The organism is Rheinheimera sp., assembly GCF_036782235.1.
GTDB lineage: Bacteria > Pseudomonadota > Gammaproteobacteria > Enterobacterales > Alteromonadaceae > Pararheinheimera.
The window spans coordinates 370,898-388,190 of the sequence record NZ_DAIPZL010000004.1; the positions used below are offsets into that span (position 1 = coordinate 370,898).

20 protein-coding genes are annotated in these 17,293 nt (G+C 49.8%); 11 read left to right on the plus strand and 9 right to left on the minus strand.

What is annotated here, in order from left to right; translation table 11 throughout:
- Positions 1-27: 27 nt before the first annotated feature.
- Complete coding sequence (locus V7P87_RS07365) at positions 28-909, plus strand: LysR family transcriptional regulator ArgP (protein ID WP_333796851.1); 882 nt, start codon at positions 28-30, stop codon at positions 907-909.
- Positions 910-929: 20 nt separating this feature from the next.
- Here V7P87_RS07365 and V7P87_RS07370 read toward each other — a convergent pair whose 3' ends face one another.
- Complete coding sequence (locus V7P87_RS07370; RefSeq protein WP_333796852.1) at positions 930-1,817, minus strand: CPBP family intramembrane glutamic endopeptidase; 888 nt, start codon at positions 1,815-1,817, stop codon at positions 930-932.
- 298 nt (positions 1,818-2,115) lie between these two features.
- Between V7P87_RS07370 and V7P87_RS07375 the strand changes: the two genes are divergently transcribed.
- Positions 2,116-2,670 carry a GNAT family N-acetyltransferase gene (locus V7P87_RS07375; protein WP_333796853.1) on the plus strand — a complete coding sequence of 185 codons (555 nt, stop codon included), beginning with the start codon at positions 2,116-2,118 and terminating at the stop codon, positions 2,668-2,670.
- A 74-nt stretch (positions 2,671-2,744) separates the two neighbouring features.
- Here the strand turns inward: V7P87_RS07375 and trkA are convergent, their stop codons facing one another.
- Genes trkA through def form a run of 4 tightly spaced genes read right to left on the minus strand, consistent with a single transcriptional unit; the run spans position 2,745 to position 6,894 of the window.
- Positions 2,745-4,121 carry a Trk system potassium transporter TrkA gene (gene trkA, locus V7P87_RS07380; protein WP_296299635.1) on the minus strand — a complete coding sequence of 459 codons (1,377 nt, stop codon included), beginning with the start codon at positions 4,119-4,121 and terminating at the stop codon, positions 2,745-2,747.
- A complete protein-coding gene (gene rsmB, locus V7P87_RS07385) occupies positions 4,118-5,419 on the minus strand; it encodes a 16S rRNA (cytosine(967)-C(5))-methyltransferase RsmB (RefSeq protein ID WP_333796854.1) in 1,302 nt (433 codons plus the stop codon). Before rsmB ends, trkA begins: the two co-directional genes overlap by 4 nt.
- Complete coding sequence (fmt, locus tag V7P87_RS07390) at positions 5,416-6,369, minus strand: methionyl-tRNA formyltransferase (RefSeq protein WP_333796855.1); 954 nt, start codon at positions 6,367-6,369, stop codon at positions 5,416-5,418. The genes rsmB and fmt overlap by 4 nt, the downstream gene beginning before the upstream one ends.
- A gap of 18 nt (positions 6,370-6,387) precedes the next feature.
- Positions 6,388-6,894, minus strand: a complete 507-nt coding sequence (gene def, locus V7P87_RS07395) for a peptide deformylase (RefSeq protein ID WP_333796856.1) — start codon at positions 6,892-6,894, stop codon at positions 6,388-6,390.
- Between the two features lie 123 nt (positions 6,895-7,017).
- Between def and V7P87_RS07400 the strand changes: the two genes are divergently transcribed.
- The 4 genes from V7P87_RS07400 (at position 7,018) to V7P87_RS07415 (ending at position 10,476) form a co-directional block, all read left to right on the plus strand.
- Positions 7,018-8,214: a LysM peptidoglycan-binding domain-containing protein gene (locus V7P87_RS07400; RefSeq protein ID WP_333796857.1), complete on the plus strand. Its 1,197-nt coding sequence runs from the start codon at positions 7,018-7,020 to the stop codon at positions 8,212-8,214.
- 27 nt (positions 8,215-8,241) lie between these two features.
- Complete coding sequence (dprA, locus tag V7P87_RS07405) at positions 8,242-9,333, plus strand: DNA-processing protein DprA (RefSeq protein ID WP_333796858.1); 1,092 nt, start codon at positions 8,242-8,244, stop codon at positions 9,331-9,333.
- A gap of 2 nt (positions 9,334-9,335) precedes the next feature.
- Complete coding sequence (locus V7P87_RS07410) at positions 9,336-9,809, plus strand: DUF494 family protein (protein WP_260657601.1); 474 nt, start codon at positions 9,336-9,338, stop codon at positions 9,807-9,809.
- A gap of 127 nt (positions 9,810-9,936) precedes the next feature.
- Entirely contained in the window at positions 9,937-10,476 is a 540-nt protein-coding gene (locus V7P87_RS07415; RefSeq protein WP_333796859.1) for a DNA topoisomerase family protein, read from the plus strand.
- Between the two features lie 76 nt (positions 10,477-10,552).
- On the opposite strand, the gene V7P87_RS07420 is transcribed toward V7P87_RS07415, so the two are convergent.
- Both V7P87_RS07420 and purE read right to left on the minus strand, forming a co-directional pair.
- Positions 10,553-11,707 (minus strand): 5-(carboxyamino)imidazole ribonucleotide synthase, encoded by a 1,155-nt coding sequence (locus V7P87_RS07420; RefSeq protein WP_333796860.1) that lies wholly within the window; start codon positions 11,705-11,707, stop codon positions 10,553-10,555.
- Complete coding sequence (gene purE / locus V7P87_RS07425) at positions 11,704-12,195, minus strand: 5-(carboxyamino)imidazole ribonucleotide mutase (protein ID WP_333796861.1); 492 nt, start codon at positions 12,193-12,195, stop codon at positions 11,704-11,706. Before purE ends, V7P87_RS07420 begins: the two co-directional genes overlap by 4 nt.
- Before the next feature lie 116 nt (positions 12,196-12,311).
- Between purE and V7P87_RS07430 the strand changes: the two genes are divergently transcribed.
- Genes V7P87_RS07430 through V7P87_RS07440 form a run of 3 tightly spaced genes read left to right on the plus strand, consistent with a single transcriptional unit; the run spans position 12,312 to position 14,894 of the window.
- Complete coding sequence (locus V7P87_RS07430; RefSeq protein ID WP_333796862.1) at positions 12,312-12,875, plus strand: L-threonylcarbamoyladenylate synthase; 564 nt, start codon at positions 12,312-12,314, stop codon at positions 12,873-12,875.
- Positions 12,876-12,903: 28 nt separating this feature from the next.
- Positions 12,904-13,836, plus strand: coding sequence for an oxygen-dependent coproporphyrinogen oxidase (gene hemF / locus V7P87_RS07435; protein ID WP_333796863.1), 933 nt, complete (start codon positions 12,904-12,906; stop codon positions 13,834-13,836).
- 53 nt (positions 13,837-13,889) lie between these two features.
- Positions 13,890-14,894 carry a D-alanine--D-alanine ligase gene (locus tag V7P87_RS07440; protein ID WP_333796864.1) on the plus strand — a complete coding sequence of 335 codons (1,005 nt, stop codon included), beginning with the start codon at positions 13,890-13,892 and terminating at the stop codon, positions 14,892-14,894.
- A 66-nt stretch (positions 14,895-14,960) separates the two neighbouring features.
- On the opposite strand, the gene V7P87_RS07445 is transcribed toward V7P87_RS07440, so the two are convergent.
- A complete protein-coding gene (locus V7P87_RS07445; protein ID WP_333796865.1) occupies positions 14,961-15,401 on the minus strand; it encodes a group II truncated hemoglobin in 441 nt (146 codons plus the stop codon).
- A 9-nt stretch (positions 15,402-15,410) separates the two neighbouring features.
- On the opposite strand from V7P87_RS07445, the gene aroE reads away from it, so the two are divergent.
- Positions 15,411-16,226: a shikimate dehydrogenase gene (gene aroE, locus V7P87_RS07450; protein ID WP_333796866.1), complete on the plus strand. Its 816-nt coding sequence runs from the start codon at positions 15,411-15,413 to the stop codon at positions 16,224-16,226.
- Positions 16,223-16,471 (plus strand): DUF1488 domain-containing protein, encoded by a 249-nt coding sequence (locus V7P87_RS07455; protein WP_333796867.1) that lies wholly within the window; start codon positions 16,223-16,225, stop codon positions 16,469-16,471. Before aroE ends, V7P87_RS07455 begins: the two co-directional genes overlap by 4 nt.
- Positions 16,472-16,559: 88 nt before the next feature.
- Here V7P87_RS07455 and V7P87_RS07460 read toward each other — a convergent pair whose 3' ends face one another.
- Positions 16,560-17,093 carry a gamma carbonic anhydrase family protein gene (locus tag V7P87_RS07460; RefSeq protein WP_333796868.1) on the minus strand — a complete coding sequence of 178 codons (534 nt, stop codon included), beginning with the start codon at positions 17,091-17,093 and terminating at the stop codon, positions 16,560-16,562.
- Positions 17,094-17,293: the final 200 nt, after the last annotated feature.

Sequence of the window (17,293 nt, forward strand, 5' to 3'; positions counted from 1 at the left end):
AATTTTTAGCCTACATGAGTTTTAATCATGATTGATTATCGGCTGTTACAAGCGCTGGCGGCAGTGATTGAACAACAGGGTTTTGAAAAAGCGGCGCAGCAGCTGTGTTTAACCCAGTCGGCAGTGAGCCGGCGCATCAAACAGCTGGAAGCTTTATTGGGCCAGCCAGTGTTGCTGCGCACCTCACCGCCAGTCGCCACGGCCGCCGGGCAACGTTTGCTGAATCATTTGCAGCAGGTGCGGCAAATGGAAGCGGCGCTTGGGCTGACCGACGACCCGGAGCATTTAGTAGTGCGGCTGGCGACTAATGCCGATTCTTTGGCAACCTGGTTGCCACAGGCTTTGGTGCTACCGGATCACCCCGGAGTGCAGTTTGATTTAGTGGTTGAAGATCAATCCGTTGGCTTAAAACGTATGAAGCAGGGCGACGTGATGGCTTGTGTTTGTGACGCAGCCCAGCCGGTGAATGGCGGTGCTGTGTTGTATCTGGGCGCACTGCGGTATCGGGCTGTGGCAAGTGTGGATTTTGTGGAAAGGCACCAGCTTACCCAAAACCTGCCGGCCAAAATAGCGGCTTTGCCTTGTATGGTGTTTAGTCAGCATGATCAGCTGCAACATCAGTATCTGGCCGATATTGCCGGCGCCACACCACAGCGGGTGCATTTATGCCCGTCTTCTGAAGGTTTTGTCCGTGCTGTGCTGGTGGGTTTAGGCTTTGGTTTATTGCCAGAGCTGCAAAGCCAGCATTTGTTGGACTCAGGGCAACTTATTGATTTATCGCCCGGTTATTTTCTGGATACCCCTTTGTATTGGCATTATTGGCAAAGTGAAAGCCCGCTGCTGCAACTGTTGCGACAGCGGGTAGAACAAACAGCGAAACAATATTTAGTTCAGCCAGCAGTGTTGTGATAACAGGCAGCTTTGCTGCTTTAAACCGCCTGAGCGGGTGATGATGTGTATGCGGGTGCTTTAGCTGTCGTGGCAGTGCCACGCCAGCGCCATAACAACCAGAGCGCCAGACAATCCACCAGCAAAGCAAAAACACTGGCTTCAGCACCAAAGGTGCCGCCGGTCAGCCAGTCTGGCTGCGCTTGCAGTTGAGGTAACAGCCAGCCGTTATGTTCATACCCACTGACCTGAAAACCCAGCAGATAACCTTGCGCCCAGTTCCAGCCAAAATGTAAGCCCAGCGGCAACGCTAAACTGCGGGTTTTGATGTACGCCAGGCCAAAGAGTAAAGAGGCTAATGCCAAATCGACAGAGGCGACAATTTTAGCGCTGCCTGCAAGGCCTGGGTTGTCCCAATGACCTAACACAAAGACTGTGGCAAACAGCAGTTGGGTCGGCCAGGCACCTAAACCATCGAGCAGGCGCTGAAACACAAAACCACGGTATAACAGCTCTTCCAGCGCAGCTGCGATCAATAACAAATAAGCGCCGTACATTAAATCTGAGGCTTGAAACTCCGGGTTCAGACGAAAGCTGACAGTGGCGCAACTCCACATCAGCGCCGCTATCAACAACATCATCACCACGCCGGCACTGGTGCCCAGCAGCAACTGTTGCCACCAGCTTTTGTTGAGCTGCAAACCTAAGTCACTGAATTTCTGCCGGCGCAACAATAAACAACACCAGCTCACCAGCAATAAAAACAGCAATGCCAGTGGTTCAAGTTGAGTGCTGCTGGCACCAAGACTGGCCAGCCAGTTTTTAGTGGGTTTATACAGCTGCTGTGATACAACCAGAATGGCCACAAACACCAGCACCCACCAGCCGTTTCTCAGTTGTTGTTGGGTATTAAAAAAAATTTTATTCATACAATCTGTCCGTTTATTGGAATGATATTTCGGATAAGGTGCCCATCGGGGCAGGTGCGGGTGGCAAGTTAAATGCCATAAAAAATATCATTTAAATTCAGTTGGTTGGCCCTGTTTCTGTTTTGTTGATTCGGCAGAACCACCAGTTAATGGTCATTTAACTTATAAAGTGGTTACAATGCGAAAAAATGGTTGTTAAGCAATAAGTTACAGGCCAAAACTAAGATGCAGTTTTGTTGCCTGAAGCTTGTTGCAGGGGCGTTATGTACGGCATTTGGGCCGGTTCAAAGGATAAAAAATGGCAGATTTTGTATTACAACCTGTGTTAACCGGCAAACAGATCACGTTACTGCCATTAGAAGCCGATGATTTTGAGGCCTTATACCTTGCCGCCAGCGACCCTTTGATTTGGCAACAACACCCTGAACCCAACCGCTACCAGCGGGAGGTGTTTGCGCGTTTTTTCGACAGCGGCATAACCTCCGGCAGCGCTTTTAAGGTGGTTGATAACCAAAGCGGTCTAATCGTTGGCTCCAGCCGTTATTACGATATCAATCTGGCAGAACGTGAACTGGCGATAGGGTACAGCTTTTTAGCACGCAGCCATTGGGGTGGGGCTGTGAATGGCGAAATGAAGCAGCTGATGCTGCAACATGCTTTTTTGCATGTGGATAAAGTCTGGCTGCATATTGGTGCTGACAACATCCGTTCGCGCCGTGCCGTCGAGAAAATTGGTGGGGTATTTTCGCATCAGGTGGAAGCGAAAAATGCCGCCGGTGAAACCGAATATAAAGTGCATTATTACCTGACGCCGGCTTTGTATCAGGCCGCTGTTTCAGGCGCTGTTATATAACCTGCAATAACAAAAATGCCGGAATAAACCAATGTTTAATCCGGCATTTAAAGTTTAAATCTTATTTAAAACAACTAGATAAATATAGCGCTGACCTGGAACAAACGTTCCACTTCACCGATAAACTTTTTATCTACTAAAAACAAAATTACGTGGTCGTCGGTTTCAATCACAGTGGCGTCGTGGCCAATCAACACTTCGTCACCCCGCACTATGGCGCCTATGGTGCAGCCCGGCGGCAGTTTAATTTTGCCAATGGCCTGGCCCACCACTTTGGAAGTGGTTTTATCCCCATGTGCTATCGCTTCAATAGCTTCGGCGGCGCCACGGCGCAGGGAATACACGTTCACAATGTCACCACGGCGCACGTGGGTTAACAAGGCTGAAATAGTGGCTTGTTGTGGCGACACCGCAATATCCACTTCACCACCTTGCAGCAAATCGACATAAGCGCCGCGTTTAATCAGCACCATGGTTTTTTGTGCGCCCATCCGTTTGGCCAGCATAGCCGACATAATGTTGGCTTCATCGTCGTTGGTGACCGCTAAAAACACGTCCACCTGATCGATGTTTTCTTCCTGCAATAACTCTGGATCTGACGCATCGCCGGCGTATACCACAGTGTTTTCCAGGGTGCTGGATAAATACTCGGCGCGCTCTTTACTGCGTTCGATGAGCTTGACGCTGTGGGTTTTTTCTAAAGCTTTGGCCAAACCAAAACCGACGTTGCCGCCGCCGGCGATCATAATGCGTCTGTAGCTGTTTTCCAGCTTTTGCAGTTCGCTCATCACAGCGCGGATATGTTTGGTGGCCGCGACAAAAAACACTTCGTCGTCGGCTTCAATAATAGTGGTGCCAATAGGCTTAATAGCATGGCCACGGCGGTATATCGCCGCTACCCGGGCGTCGATATGGGGCATATGTTCACGCAAGGTAGACAACGCATGACCTACCAGCAAACCACCATAATAAGCTTTCACCGCCACTAAACTCACTTTGCCGCCGGCAAACTCCACCACCTGCAAAGCACCCGGGTAGTCGATTAAACGGCGGATATAGTCGGTGACCAGAGTTTCAGGGGCAATAAAGTGGTCAACCGGCATATCGTCTTTGTTAAACAGCTGGTCGCGGTATTTGATGTATTGGTTGGTGCGGATGCGCGCTACTTTGGTTGGTGTATTAAAAATACTGTAAGCCACCTGGCAAGCGACAATATTCACTTCATCGCTGTTGGTCACTGCAATAATCATATCTGCGTCTTCAGCGCCGGCTTTTTTCAGGATATCCGGATGGGCGCTGTGGCCATGCACCACCTGCAAATCCAGCTTATCCTGCAAAGCCCTGAGTTTGTCGGCGTTAATGTCGACCACAGTAATGTCGTTTTCTTCACCCACCAGGTTTTCCGCCAAAGTGGCGCCAACCTGACCTGCACCCAGAATGATAATTTTCATCCGTTCGCCTTTTTGCTGAGTTTGGCGTAAAAGAAGCCGTCGGCTTGTTGTTCGCCAGGCAGAATTTGCATTTGACTGTCGTTGATACCGGCGCCTAAAGCCACAGCTTCGGCATCCGGGTGATGTGCCAGGAACTGACTGATTTGCAGTTGGTTTTCTGCCGGCAATACACTGCAGGTGGCATATAACAGCGTGCCGCCCGGTTTTAATAAAGGCCAGATCTGGATCAGAATTTGTTGTTGTAAGGTGGCAAGCGCTGCAATATCGGCGGCTTTTCTGAGCCAACGGATATCCGGATGACGGCGAATGACGCCGGTGGCCGAGCAGGGCACGTCCAGCAAAATACGGTCAAAGGGCTGGCCATCCCACCATTGGCGTGGTGTGGCGGCATCCGCGGCTTTCATCTCAGCCTGATGGCCAAGGCGCGCCAGATTATCGCGCACTCTGTCCAGCCGTTTTGCGTCTTTATCCAGCGCCAATACCTGAGCCTTTGGCGCAATTTCCAGGATATGGCCGGTTTTACCCCCTGGGGCGCAACAGGCATCCAGAATATGTTCGCCGTTTTCTGGTGCCAGAAACACAGCGGCATATTGGGCGGCTAAATCCTGCACTGCAAACCAGCCATCCAGATAACCGGGCAGCAGTACTACATCTGTGGCCTGTGCCAGCAAAATAGCCTGTGGCAAACTGGGTTCCGGTTGGCTGAACTCAATACCTTCGGCTGTTAACGCCTGACAAAATTCTTTAATGCTGCAGCGCTGCACATTCACGCGAAGCCACAGCGGGGCTTTTTGCTGATTGGCAGCCAGCACCTGTTGCCACTGCTGTGGGTAAGCCTGTTGCAGTGAATTCACCAGCCAGGAAGGGTGATTGGTTTGCACCGGCAGAGGTGCCTGACTGACATCAAACAGCTCTGCTTTACGTTGTACCGAGCGCAGCACACCGTTAATTAATTTGGTCATGGACTGACCTTTTAAATAACGGGCGGCTTCAACGGTTTCACCCACAGCGGCGTGATCGGGAATACGTAAAAACTTCAGCTGATATATGCCAACATAAATTAAAAACTGCAGTGGCCTTAATTGTTTGATCAGCGGTTTAGCCATCAGCTGCTGGCAGACAAAATCCAGCAAAGGTAAATGGCGCAGCACACCAAAACAAATCTCCTGCAACAAAGCTTTATCGGCTGGGTTCTCAAATTGCAGCTGAGCTTTGGGCAGTACATCAGACAAAGATTTGCCCTGATCAACCACCTGATAACAACAAGTGGCGGCTACCGCTCGCAGGTTGGCGCTCATGCTGAAACACCCAGTACTTGCCCAACAGGAAACCAGTCGGCGCGGCCGTTAATAAAATCGGCCACTGCCATGGCTTTTTTACCTGGCGGCTGCAATTGCTCAAGCACTAAAGCACCTTCGCCTGTGGCAATCACAATGCCTTTTTTGTCCACTTTCAGCACTGTGCCAGGCGTGGCAGTTTGGGTCAGAGGTTCAACCCTGGCCTGCCAGATTTTTAACTGCTGGTTGCCCAGTTGCAGGTAGCTGACCGGCCATGGGTTAAAAGCGCGAATTTCCCGCTCCAGCGCTGCTGCGGGTTTGGTAAAATCAAGTTTTGCTTCTTCTTTACTGAGTTTTTCAGCGTAATTGGCTTGGCTATCGTCCTGCGTTACGGCTTTTTGTTGCAGCGCGGGCAAATCCTTCAGGGCATCCAGCAATGCTTTGGGGCCAATCTCAGCCAGTTTTTCATAGAGGCTGGCGGAAGTATCGGTTGGCTCAATAGCCAGTGTCGCTGTGCTGAGCATAGCGCCTGTGTCCAGGCCCTCATCCATTTGCATAATGGTCACGCCGGTTTGGGCGTCACCCGCCCACAAAGCGCGCTGAATAGGCGCAGCCCCACGCCAGCGTGGCAACAAAGAACCATGCACATTAATACAACCCAGTGTGGGGGTATTGAGTACCACAGCAGGTAAAATCAGACCATAAGCCACCACCACCATCAGATCGGCATTTAAGGCGGCAAGTTCGGCCTGCGCTTTGGTTTTTTTCAGAGACTTGGGCTGAAACACCGGAATATGGTGTTGCAGCGCCAGCTGTTTGACCGGGCTGGCTTGTAGCTGCTGGCCGCGGCCGGCAGGGCGGTCGGGCTGGCTATAAACGGCAACCACTTGGTGTTCTGAATTCAGCAAAGCCTGTAAATGGCGGGCGGCAAAATCCGGTGTACCGGCAAAAATAATGCGTAATGGAGTCACGGCAATTCCTGTGATGGCTTAACGAGCCGCGTTACGGGCTTCTTTTTCCAGCTTTTTCTTGATGCGGTCGCGTTTTAACGGCGACAGATAATCAATAAAAAGTTTGCCGAGCAGGTGGTCCAGCTCATGTTGCAGGCAGATAGCCAACAAACCATCAGCCTTCAGTTCAAACCATTCACCTTCCAGGTTCTGCGCTTTGACTGTCACTTCGGCAGCACGCTCCACATTAGCGTAACTTTGTGGTACCGACAAACAACCTTCTTCATAGGTCGTGTCGCCACTTTTGCTGGTGATTTCCGGGTTGATAAAAATTTGCGGCTGGTCACGGCTTTCGGACACATCAATCACCACAACCCGCTGATGTACATTGACTTGTGTCGCAGCTAAGCCTATACCATTTTCATCGTACATGGTTTCAAGCATGTCAGCGACCAACTGCCGGATCTGAGGGGTAATTTCTGCTACAGGCTTGGCTACTGTACGTAAACGATCGTCTGGGTAATGTAAAACGGTTAAGACTGTCATGGCACCTACAAAAATATGCTTTGTTTAAGTATCTGTGATATGGTCTAATTTTAGCCATTAATCAGCTGTATTAACAGCTTAGTCTGCAATAATTACTACAAGTTCGGGCTCAAGGAAGCTGGCATGCTCAAAACAATAACAACCTCACTCGCCGCTTTGCTGCTTTGTTATACAAGTTTATCAACAGCGGAAGAATTGGTGCTCAAGGCTGATGCGCCTAAAAATTACACTGTGAAGGAAGGGGACACACTCTGGGACATCTCCGGCATGTATTTGTCCAAGCCCTGGTTGTGGCCACAATTGTGGAAACTGAACCCACAGGTTGATAACCCGAACCTGATTTACCCCGGTGATGTGCTGAGTTTATCTTTTGACGCCGACGGCAATCCTGTGCTGGAAGTCAATGAAGACAGCAAAGTGGTGAAGATTTCTCCGGATACCAGCGCGCCGGTTGCTGAGCCTGAAGTAACGGCCAGTGAAGACACAACTGCGATGAGCCGGCCTGAGGGTTACAAAAAACTGTCGCCGCAACAACGCAAAACGATGAAATCAACTAAAGCAGTGACAACCTTGCCACTGAAGATGATCCGGCCTTTCCTGACTTACGAGCAGGCACTGAGTGAAAGCGAAATTAACAAGCTGCCTTATGTGTTAGGTGCCAACGATCAGATTAAAAACTCGATTAAAGAACACGTGCTTTATGTGCGTGGTGAACTTGAATTGGGTGCTAGTTATGGTATTTACCGCAAAGGTAAAGCTTATATCGACCCACAAAGTGAAGATTTATTAGGTTACGAAACCATTCTGGTGGCCACGGCTAAAGTCTTCCGTCCGGGCAGCAAAGAAAATAATGAACCAGCTTCAGTTCAGGTAATTGATGTTAAGCAGGAAATTCGTCAAGGCGACAAACTGTTACCTGCTGCTGAAGGGCAGTCCTTGCCGGCGTTTTTTGTGATGAAAAAACCGGAAAAATCAATTGAAGGTGTGATTATCGACACTACTTCAGATCTGCGTGAATTTTCCAAGTGGGACATTGTGGTACTGAACAAAGGCTTGATTGACGACGTTGCACCTGGCCATATGTTCTCAATCTACCGGAATTCACCTTCAGTGGTTGATACCAAACGTGGCCCGGTGTATCTGACGGACGCCAGTAAATATGAAAAACTGACAGGTGGCATTGATGGTGAAGTGCTGCAAATGCCTAAGGAAAAAATCGGTAACCTGATGGTTTTCAAAGTGTCAGACCGCGTCAGTTTTGCCATTGTCACAGGCACCCGTCAGCCAATCAGGGTTGGAGATTTAATAGGCGATATTTAACGCGGCGATACAGCCAATGGGGGGATCATGGATGATCTGCGCCAATGGCTGGCTCTGGCGTCGGTACCGGGCATGGACTTGCCAAGGTACCAGCGCCTGATCCAGTCGATACCATTTTCAGAATTCTTCAGCGCCAGTCCGGCGCAATTACAAAGTTACGGCTTAACCGAACTGCAAAGCCAGATGTTACTGGCCCCCCAGCACCAGCGCATCGACAACACGCTGCGTTGGCTTGAGCAAAGCCCGGACCGCCATTTTATTTCCTGCCTTGACTCCCGTTATCCGCCCTTATTAAAACAAATTAAACAGCCACCACTGGCTTTGTTTGTGGAAGGTCAGCCCGATGTATTGAATAAACCCGCTGTTGCCATAGTGGGCAGCAGAGAACCTACACCAACGGGCCGGCAGATTGCTTTTGATTTTGCCGCTGAACTGTGCCGGGCAGGTTTGAGTATTGTCAGTGGCCTGGCGCGGGGCATCGATGGTTGTGCTCATCAGGGCGCTTTGTCGGCGAATGGCACCACTATCGCTGTGCTGGGTAACGGCTTGTTGCATATTTATCCGAAACAACACACCAAACTCACTGCGCAGGTGCGGGAAAGTGGTGCCCTGGTGTCTGAATATCTGCCGGATGAAGCGCCCCGCACAATGTTTTTTCCGCTGAGAAACCGTATTGTGGTGGGGCTCAGTCTGGGCACCCTAGTGGTGGAAGCGGCGGAAAAAAGTGGTTCACTGATCAGTGCCAATTACGCCGCTGAATACAGCAGGGAAGTGTTTGCGGTGCCAGGTTCTATATACAATCCGCTGGCGGCAGGTTGCCATCAATTAATTTTGCAGGGTGCTAAATTAGCCCGTTCTGTGGCCGATATTATCGAAGAGTTAGCGATTTTTCTGCCAGCAAAACCGTCTAAACAAATACTACGTAAAAATAATTGTCAGCAAGGCTTGTTCGAACACAGCTTGTTGGCTAACGTAGGAGATGAGGCGACGGCAATAGATGTGATCGCATCACGTGCTGGGATGCCGATCGCTGACGTAACCATTATGCTGCTGGAGCTGGAATTGTCCGGTGAAGTGGCTGTAGTACCTGGTGGCTACATTCGAGTGAGGAGGGCCTGATTATGTTTGATATCCTCGTCTACCTGTTCGAAAACTATATCCATAATGAATCAGAAATTTATGTTAATCAGGCTGATCTGACCCGCGAGCTGGTCAAAGCTGGTTTCCATGATGATGATATTTTTAAAGCCCTGCGTTGGCTGGAGAATCTGTCCAAACTGCAGGAGAGCCATGTCAAACCTTACTTAACCAAAACCAATTCAACAGCGGTACGTATTTTTACTGCTGATGAGCAACGTAAGCTGGATGCGGAGTGCCGCGGATTCCTGCTGTTCCTCGAACAAATAAACGTGCTGGACTTGCCAACCCGCGAGATGGTGTTGGACCGGGTGATGGATTTAGACAGCAAAGAAGTGAATCTGGAAGATTTAAAATGGGTGGTATTAATGGTGTTGTTTAATGCACCGGGTCACGAAACCGCTTATGCCCAGATGGAAGACTTAATTTTTGAAGAACCGACAGGGCCGCTGCATTAGCGGCCTTTTTTTTACCTGCCCTAAGGTTCCGGCAGCACAGAGTTGTGCATTCGGCCTTATTGATTTGTTGCTACAGCTGCCTCGGACTATGCGATAATCCATTTATTCTGTTAGTCGGTTATCACTGATGTCTGAAGCGCCATTATTTGCCATTCCTGAGCACAAACAAATTTGCCCTTTATGTCAGCACGAGCTGGTGATGAAGTCGGGCAAACATGGCCCTTTTTTAGGCTGCAGCAATTACCCAAACTGCAGTTATATTCAGAATTTACACCCGCATGAAAGCACAGTAGTCAAGCTGCTGGCGGATACGCCTTGCCCCAGTTGTGGTTCGCCACTGGCAGTAAAAAATGGCCGTTATGGCATGTTTATCGGTTGCAGTAACTTTCCGTCTTGTCATTTTATTGTGCATGAAGAAGCCCCGGCAGTGGCTGATGTCAGTTGTCCACTCTGTCACAAAGGCAAGTTGCTGGAGCGTACCAGCAAATACGGTAAAACCTTTTATGGTTGTGATCAGTACCCGGCCTGTGACTTTGTGCTGAATTTTAAACCTGTGGCCGGCACTTGCCGCCATTGTGGTTTTCACTTGTTGGCGGAAAAAAACACAGCTTCAGGTGTTAAACTGATTTGCGCCAGTAAAAAGTGCCAGTTGCCGCAGGCAGAATAAAGCAGGTGAGCAACAGCCCGACATAAAAAAGGCCCTGTGCGGGCCTTTTGCTAATTTGTGCGTGGAAAAAGCAAAGTTACACTCTTTCTGCCAGCTTAGCTGCCATATCAGCCACTTCAGGGAAACTCAGCTCTGGCAGTAACCTGCTCAGCGCCACAAAACGTTCAGCCAGTTCTGCCACTGTTTCGCCAGACAAATTAATATGGCCCATTTTGCGGCCAGCTCTTTTAGCTTTGCCGTACCAATGCAGATGGCAGGACGGCAGCGCTAATACGGCCGGGTCTACTGCATCTTCACCCAGAATATTCACCATCAAAGTGGGGCGCACTAAAGCTGTGCTGCCAAGCGGTAAACCACAAACAGCACGCAGATGGTTTTCAAACTGGCAGGTGTCGCTGCCTTGTTGGGTCCAGTGGCCTGAGTTGTGCACCCGGGGCGCAATTTCGTTCACCAGCAGCTGGTCACCTACCTGGAAAAACTCCAACGCCAGCACACCAACGTAATCGAGTTTGGCGGCCACAGCATCAAACATCTGTTTGGCTTGCTGTTGTAACTGGTGCTCACCTGGCAGCGCCAGAGACACGGCCAGTACACCGTTTACATGGTGATTTTCGGTCAGTGGATACACCACAGTTTCGCCTTTGGCGTTGCGGGCACCCACTAAACTGACTTCACGGTCAAAACGCACAAACTGCTCGGCCACTATAGCCTGTGGCAGAGTGTGATTCGCGCCCTGCATAAAATTTTCGATATCAGCCCAGATGGCTGCAGCATCTTCAGATTGCTTTAACCGCCACTGGCCTTTGCCGTCGTAACCAGCCAACGCACTTTTTAATACCAGCGGCAAACCTAAAGCAGTAATAGCTGCATGAAATTCAGCTTCAGTGCTGACAATCCGATAACCGGCATTGGCCACGCCTGCCGCATCCAGCAGCTGTTTTTCCTGGCGGCGGTCGCCGCCTGCTTTAATGGCGGTGCTGTTTGGTAAAAACTTACCACTGGCCTGACAAATGTCTTGTACCGGATAAGGAATATGTTCAAATTCAGAGCTGACCACATCAGCATCAGCCACAGCTTGTGCCAGGGTCAGTGCAAACTTTTGTTGAGTGACCGGGTGCAGCACAGTGTCTGTGTTTACATCATAAGCCAGCACCTGAATATTCAGCGGAGCGCCGGCCAAGGCCATCATCCGGGCCAGTTGCCCTGCGCCCATCACCAGAACTTTTTTCATTCTGCATCCTCTGCAGGGTTAGGCTGGCTCAGCACCGAGTCGGTTTGTTCCTGACGGAATGTATCGATTTTTGTCATTAAAGCGGCATCTGACGTGGCCAGAATTTGTGCGGCCAATAAACCGGCGTTGGCGGCTCCTGCATCACCAATCGCCAGAGTGCCAACGGCAACACCTTTTGGCATCTGCACTATAGACAACAAAGAATCGATGCCTTTCAGTGCTTTGGATTGCACGGGCACGCCCAGTACCGGCAAACTGGTAAAAGCGGCAGCCATACCAGGTAAGTGGGCTGCACCACCTGCACCGGCAATAATCACTTTTAAACCGCGGCTGGCGGCGTTGCCGGCATATTCAGCCAGCAAATGTGGGGTTCTATGGGCAGAAACAACAGTGGTCTCATAACTGATACCAAATTTGTCTAACATGTCTGCTGCATTTTTCATGGTGGGCCAATCAGATTTTGAACCCATAATGATACCGACTTTCATTGCTGTTTCCTCAAAACCGCCAGCTGCTGGCATAATAGGCGGCTATTATAGCCATCTGGCCGGTGGCAGGAAAACATTTGTACGCTTCATTGCGTTGTTTAACGATAGAAAAGACGATGAATCAGACTGAAATATTAAATGCTGTCAATGCCTTAGCTGAAGGTAAAACAATTGGGTATCCAACCGAAGCTGTGTTTGGTGTGGGTTGTGACCCGGACAATCAGCAGGCCATCGCCTTGTTGTTGCACATTAAACAAAGGGAAAAAAACAAAGGTCTGATTTTAATAGCGGCAGATTATGCCCAGTTGCAGCCTTATATTGATGAGAGCGCCATCAATGCCGAACAAAAACAACGGATGCTGGCGAGCTGGCCAGGTCCTGTGACCTGGGTGGTGCCCGCCCGTGCTGGTTTGAGTGACTGGTTAACCGGACAATTCAGCACTATTGCTATCCGGGTGTCAGATCACCCTTTAGTGCAGCAATTATGCCGGGCTTATGGCAAACCCATTACCTCCACCAGCGCCAATCTATCGGGCCAGCCCGCCTGTCGAAGCGCAGCCGATGTGCAGGCACAGTTAGGCGAAAAACTGGCGGTGATTATTGATGCGCCAACAGGTGGCCGGTTAAACCCAAGTGAAATTCGTGATGTTCAGACCGGTCATATTTTTCGTGCTGGCTAAACAGCAGCCAGCAGCATAGGAGTAAAGGATGCAAGCAGCAATACAGCAGGTTGATAAAGCCAAGGTCAAAGCATTTTTATTGGCGCTGCAAGATCAGATTTGCGCAGCCTTAACAGCAGCAGACGGCAAAGCACAGTTTGTTGAAGACAGCTGGCAGCGTGCTGAAGGTGGTGGTGGCCGTAGCAGGGTATTAACGCACGGCGCTGTATTTGAACAGGCTGGCGTGAATTTTTCCCATGTGTTTGGTGATAAAATGCCGGGCTCGGCCACAGCCCACAGGCCAGAATTGGCCGGTCGTGGTTTTGAAGCCATGGGTGTTTCATTGGTGATCCACCCGAATAATCCGCATGTGCCAACCAGTCACGCTAATGTGCGTTTTTTTATTGCTGAAAAAGAAGGTGAAGCGCCGGTCTGGTGGTTTGGCGGTGGTTTTGATCTGACGCCTTTTTATCCGGTAGAAGCAGATGTAGTGCACTGGCATCAGGTGGCGAAAAACTGTTGTGACCCTTTTGGCGCAGAAGTGTATGCCCAATATAAAAAGTGGTGTGACGAATATTTTTATTTAAAACACCGGCAGGAAACCCGCGGCGTGGGCGGCTTGTTTTTTGATGATCTCAACGAATGGGGTTTTGCCCGTAGTTTTGCTTTTATGCAAAGCGTCGGTGAAGGTTTTTGCCAGGCTTATCTGCCAATTGTTGAAGCACGCAAAAACACCCCTTATGGCGAGCACGAGCGGCAGTTCCAGCTGTATCGCCGCGGTCGTTATGTTGAATTTAATCTGGTATTTGACCGTGGCACCCTGTTTGGACTGCAAAGTGGCGGCCGTACAGAGTCTATTTTAATGTCGATGCCACCTTTAGTGCGCTGGGAATATGGTTATCAGCCGGCAGCGGGTTCGCCGGAAGCACTGTTATATCAACGTTATTTAACACCACAAGATTGGCTTGGCCTGAACGGATAACCTTTTTGCGGGTCTGTTTGGTGTGGGCTGGTTGTATCTTAGGAAAATAAAAGATGAAAAATATCCATGTATTGTTGTTGTGTGGTGGTGGCAGTGCTGAACACGAAGTGTCGCTGCGCAGCGCCAATTTTCTTGAACAACAATTAGCGGCATTACCTGGTGTGAGCGTGACCCGGGTGGAGATGCACAAAGACCGTTGGCTGACTGCGGATGGTACCGAATGCAGTTTAGGCTTAAACCGCCAGTTATTGGTGGGTGACAACAGCTTTGCAGTTGATTATGTGGTGCCTTGTATTCATGGGTATCCGGGGGAAACCGGTGATCTGCAGTCGATGCTGGAGCTGGCCGGTTTACCTTATTTAGGCTGTGGCCCTGAAGCCAGCACTTTGTGTTTTAATAAAATCAGCACCAAATTATGGTTGTCGGCTGTGGGCATTCCGAATACCCCTTATTTGTTTTTAACAGATGCAACAGTGGACAGCCTGCAACAAGCCCAACAAGCGCTGAAAAATTGGGGCAAGGTGTTTGTGAAGGCGGCCAGCCAGGGCTCTTCAGTGGGGTGTTATTCAGCCAGCACCGAAGCTGAGCTGATGCAGGCTATTCACGACGCTTTTGGTTATTCTGAGCAAGTGTTGATTGAAAAGGCATTAAAACCACGTGAACTGGAAGTGGCGGTTTATCAATATGGTGACGAGCTGATTGCCACCCGTCCCGGTGAAATTTGTGTACCGCAGGACAGGTTTTATTCTTATGAAGAAAAATACAGTAACGCCAGTCACACCACCACCAGTCTGGAACCTGCTGGTTTGACGGAAACTCAGATTGCGACTATGCAGCAGCTGGCATTAAAAGCCTTCCGGCAGCTGAAATTAAGGCATTTGTCTCGGGTGGATTTTTTCCTGACCGAAGATGGCGAGATTTTGCTGAACGAAATTAATACCTTCCCCGGCATGACCTCTATATCGATGTTCCCGAAAATGCTGGAACATCATGGCCATCAGTTTGGTGCATTCTTGCAGCAGATTTTGCAGCGTGCTTTACCACAACGCTCAAACTGAGTGTGTTGATAAGCCAAAAAACAAGGGGCCAGTTGGCCCCTTGTTCATTAGTGTGAAAAGCCGAATTTAGTTATCGCGGTTAATCATATGGCTGGCCAGTTGTCCCAGCGCTTCACTTAATCCCATCCGCAACATTTTGTCCTGTACCACTTCTTCCAGTGCTTTATTCATACAAAACATCCACTGATCGCGTAATTGTGGGCTGACCGGGAACGGCATATGACGGGCACGTAAGCGTGGATGACCATATTTTTCTTCAAATAAGCCTGGACCGCCCAGCCAGCCGGATAAAAACTCAAAAAATTTCTGCCGGATCAGATCCAATGGCAAAGGATGAATAGCATACAATTCTGCTGCTTCAGGCGCTGTGGCCATAATGTCGTAAAAACGATTGGCCAGCTTCCGGGTGGCTGCTTCACCGCCAATTAATTGATAAGGCGTGACTTGTGGTGTCGGGTGGCTCTTGTTATCGTCGGTTTTAAACATCTTTTTCAGCAACTTTATCATGGTGGTAGTGTGGACCGTTACGCTGTATTTGGAAATCCGGTAGGGCATTCAAAATCGCCCTTAATCCATCGCTGTTTTGCCGAACAAACGGCGCAACAGCTGAGTTACGACGCCATTCTAGCACCGGTCGATGGCTTTGCCGACAGCTGGCAGCAGTTTGTGGCTGCTGGCGGGCGCGGCGCTAATGTCACGGTACCTTTTAAAGAGGTTGCTTTTGCCCTTGCCGCAAAGCTCAGTGACAGGGCAAAACAGGCAGGTGCTGTGAATACACTTTATCTAGATGATCAGGGCATCTTGTGTGGTGACAACACGGATGGTCTGGGTCTGGTGGCCGACTTAACTCGGCTTGGTGTTAAGCTTGGTGCGGCGCAGCTGTTGTTGTTAGGAGCAGGCGGCGCCAGTCGTGGTGTCGTTGGGCCTTTGCTGGCGGCCGGTGTTGGGCATATTCATATTGCCAATCGCACCCCGGAAAAAGCACAGGCAATCGCAGCCTTATTTGATAGCCGGGTCACTGCTTCGGGTTTTGCCGATATTCCACAGCAGCCATGGTTATTGGTTATTAATGCAACTTCATCCGGTTTAAGCCAGCAGCGACCTGACATCAGCGCCAGTCACCTGAAATCTTGTGAGCTCGCCTACGACATGCTTTATGACAAAGAGCCAACAGCATTTTTAAGCTGGTGTCAGCAGCAGGGGGTAAAACAATGTGCCGATGGTTTAGGGATGCTGGTGGCGCAGGCTGCTGAAAGTTTTGCAATCTGGCGGGGCGTCAAACCTGAACTTGAACCTGTGCTGGAGCAACTGACCGCATTGGTGAAAACATGAATCAGCAGCTTATCTTTAACGACGACTATCATTTTGATGCCATGCATCAGGCGGTGTCTTGTTCTGTATTGCAGGGCGGGCTTCGATTGCAGGTGTTGATCCTGATGCCGGCTGGCTGGCAGCATGATGCCTGGCTGTGTCAGGTAAAAGAAGACTGTTTTTTCTGGGAAGAACAAATAGAAGAAGCAGTAAAAACTGGTGCTATTGGTGATGACGGCATTATTCACTTGCATGGCGCTGGCTGAAGCCTGCCATTTCTTCAACGGCCGGCTGTATAGTTGCGCCTCTATATAAGTAGCTTTATATAGAGGCGGCCTGTGACAGCTTTGTGCATCAGCCTTCAGCCAGATAGTCGTTTTTCAGTACCACATAATTGGCGGCTGATACGGCTAAAAATGCACGTTCTGCCTCATTCAGTGCCCTGGCTTGTTTTACCGGACTGCCTACATATAAATAACCGGATTCCAGTTTTTTCCCTGGCGGCACTAAACTGCCGGCGCCAATAATCACATCATCTTCTACTATAGCGTCGTCCATCACTATGGCACCCATGCCCACCAAAATACGATTGCCGAGCGTGCAGCCGTGTAACATACATTTATGGCCTACTGTCACGTCTTCACCAATAATCAATGGCGAGCCTGCCGGATTTTTCCCGCTGGGTCTGGATACATGCAATACAGTACCGTCCTGAATATTGCTGCGCGCGCCTATGCTGATCTTGTTGACATCACCCCTTGCCGCCACTAATGGCCAGAGACTGACGTCAGTTCCTAAGCTGATATCACCAACGACAACGGCACTTTCATCTATATATACCCCTTGCGCCAGGCTGGGGCTGATACCTTTATAACTACGTACTGGCATATAAATCTCCTGTGCTGTGTGGAAAGTATGCGACAATTGTTGGAAAAAAGCACCTTTCGACTGAAAAAGAAGCTGTCACACTCAAAAACATAAGTTTTCTTAAATTTGCGCTTGCCACTGCTCTGAAAGTCTCTATAATGCGCCTCATGCCGACGGGGTGGTGCGAAAGCAGCAAGCCGGGTGAGTTTGAAATAAGTTGA

Coding starts and splice junctions, on each gene's coding strand:
- V7P87_RS07365 (WP_333796851.1), top strand. CDS start 28: ATGATTGATTATCGGCTGTTACAAGCGCTGGCGGCAGTGATTGAACAA.
- V7P87_RS07370 (WP_333796852.1), bottom strand. CDS start 1,817: ATGAATAAAATTTTTTTTAATACCCAACAACAACTGAGAAACGGCTGG.
- V7P87_RS07375 (WP_333796853.1), top strand. CDS start 2,116: ATGGCAGATTTTGTATTACAACCTGTGTTAACCGGCAAACAGATCACG.
- trkA (WP_296299635.1), bottom strand. CDS start 4,121: ATGAAAATTATCATTCTGGGTGCAGGTCAGGTTGGCGCCACTTTGGCG.
- rsmB (WP_333796854.1), bottom strand. CDS start 5,419: ATGAGCGCCAACCTGCGAGCGGTAGCCGCCACTTGTTGTTATCAGGTG.
- def (WP_333796856.1), bottom strand. CDS start 6,894: ATGACAGTCTTAACCGTTTTACATTACCCAGACGATCGTTTACGTACA.
- V7P87_RS07400 (WP_333796857.1), top strand. CDS start 7,018: ATGCTCAAAACAATAACAACCTCACTCGCCGCTTTGCTGCTTTGTTAT.
- dprA (WP_333796858.1), top strand. CDS start 8,242: ATGGATGATCTGCGCCAATGGCTGGCTCTGGCGTCGGTACCGGGCATG.
- V7P87_RS07410 (WP_260657601.1), top strand. CDS start 9,336: ATGTTTGATATCCTCGTCTACCTGTTCGAAAACTATATCCATAATGAA.
- V7P87_RS07415 (WP_333796859.1), top strand. CDS start 9,937: ATGTCTGAAGCGCCATTATTTGCCATTCCTGAGCACAAACAAATTTGC.
- V7P87_RS07420 (WP_333796860.1), bottom strand. CDS start 11,707: ATGAAAAAAGTTCTGGTGATGGGCGCAGGGCAACTGGCCCGGATGATG.
- purE (WP_333796861.1), bottom strand. CDS start 12,195: ATGAAAGTCGGTATCATTATGGGTTCAAAATCTGATTGGCCCACCATG.
- V7P87_RS07430 (WP_333796862.1), top strand. CDS start 12,312: ATGAATCAGACTGAAATATTAAATGCTGTCAATGCCTTAGCTGAAGGT.
- hemF (WP_333796863.1), top strand. CDS start 12,904: ATGCAAGCAGCAATACAGCAGGTTGATAAAGCCAAGGTCAAAGCATTT.
- V7P87_RS07440 (WP_333796864.1), top strand. CDS start 13,890: ATGAAAAATATCCATGTATTGTTGTTGTGTGGTGGTGGCAGTGCTGAA.
- V7P87_RS07445 (WP_333796865.1), bottom strand. CDS start 15,401: ATGATAAAGTTGCTGAAAAAGATGTTTAAAACCGACGATAACAAGAGC.
- V7P87_RS07455 (WP_333796867.1), top strand. CDS start 16,223: ATGAATCAGCAGCTTATCTTTAACGACGACTATCATTTTGATGCCATG.
- V7P87_RS07460 (WP_333796868.1), bottom strand. CDS start 17,093: ATGCCAGTACGTAGTTATAAAGGTATCAGCCCCAGCCTGGCGCAAGGG.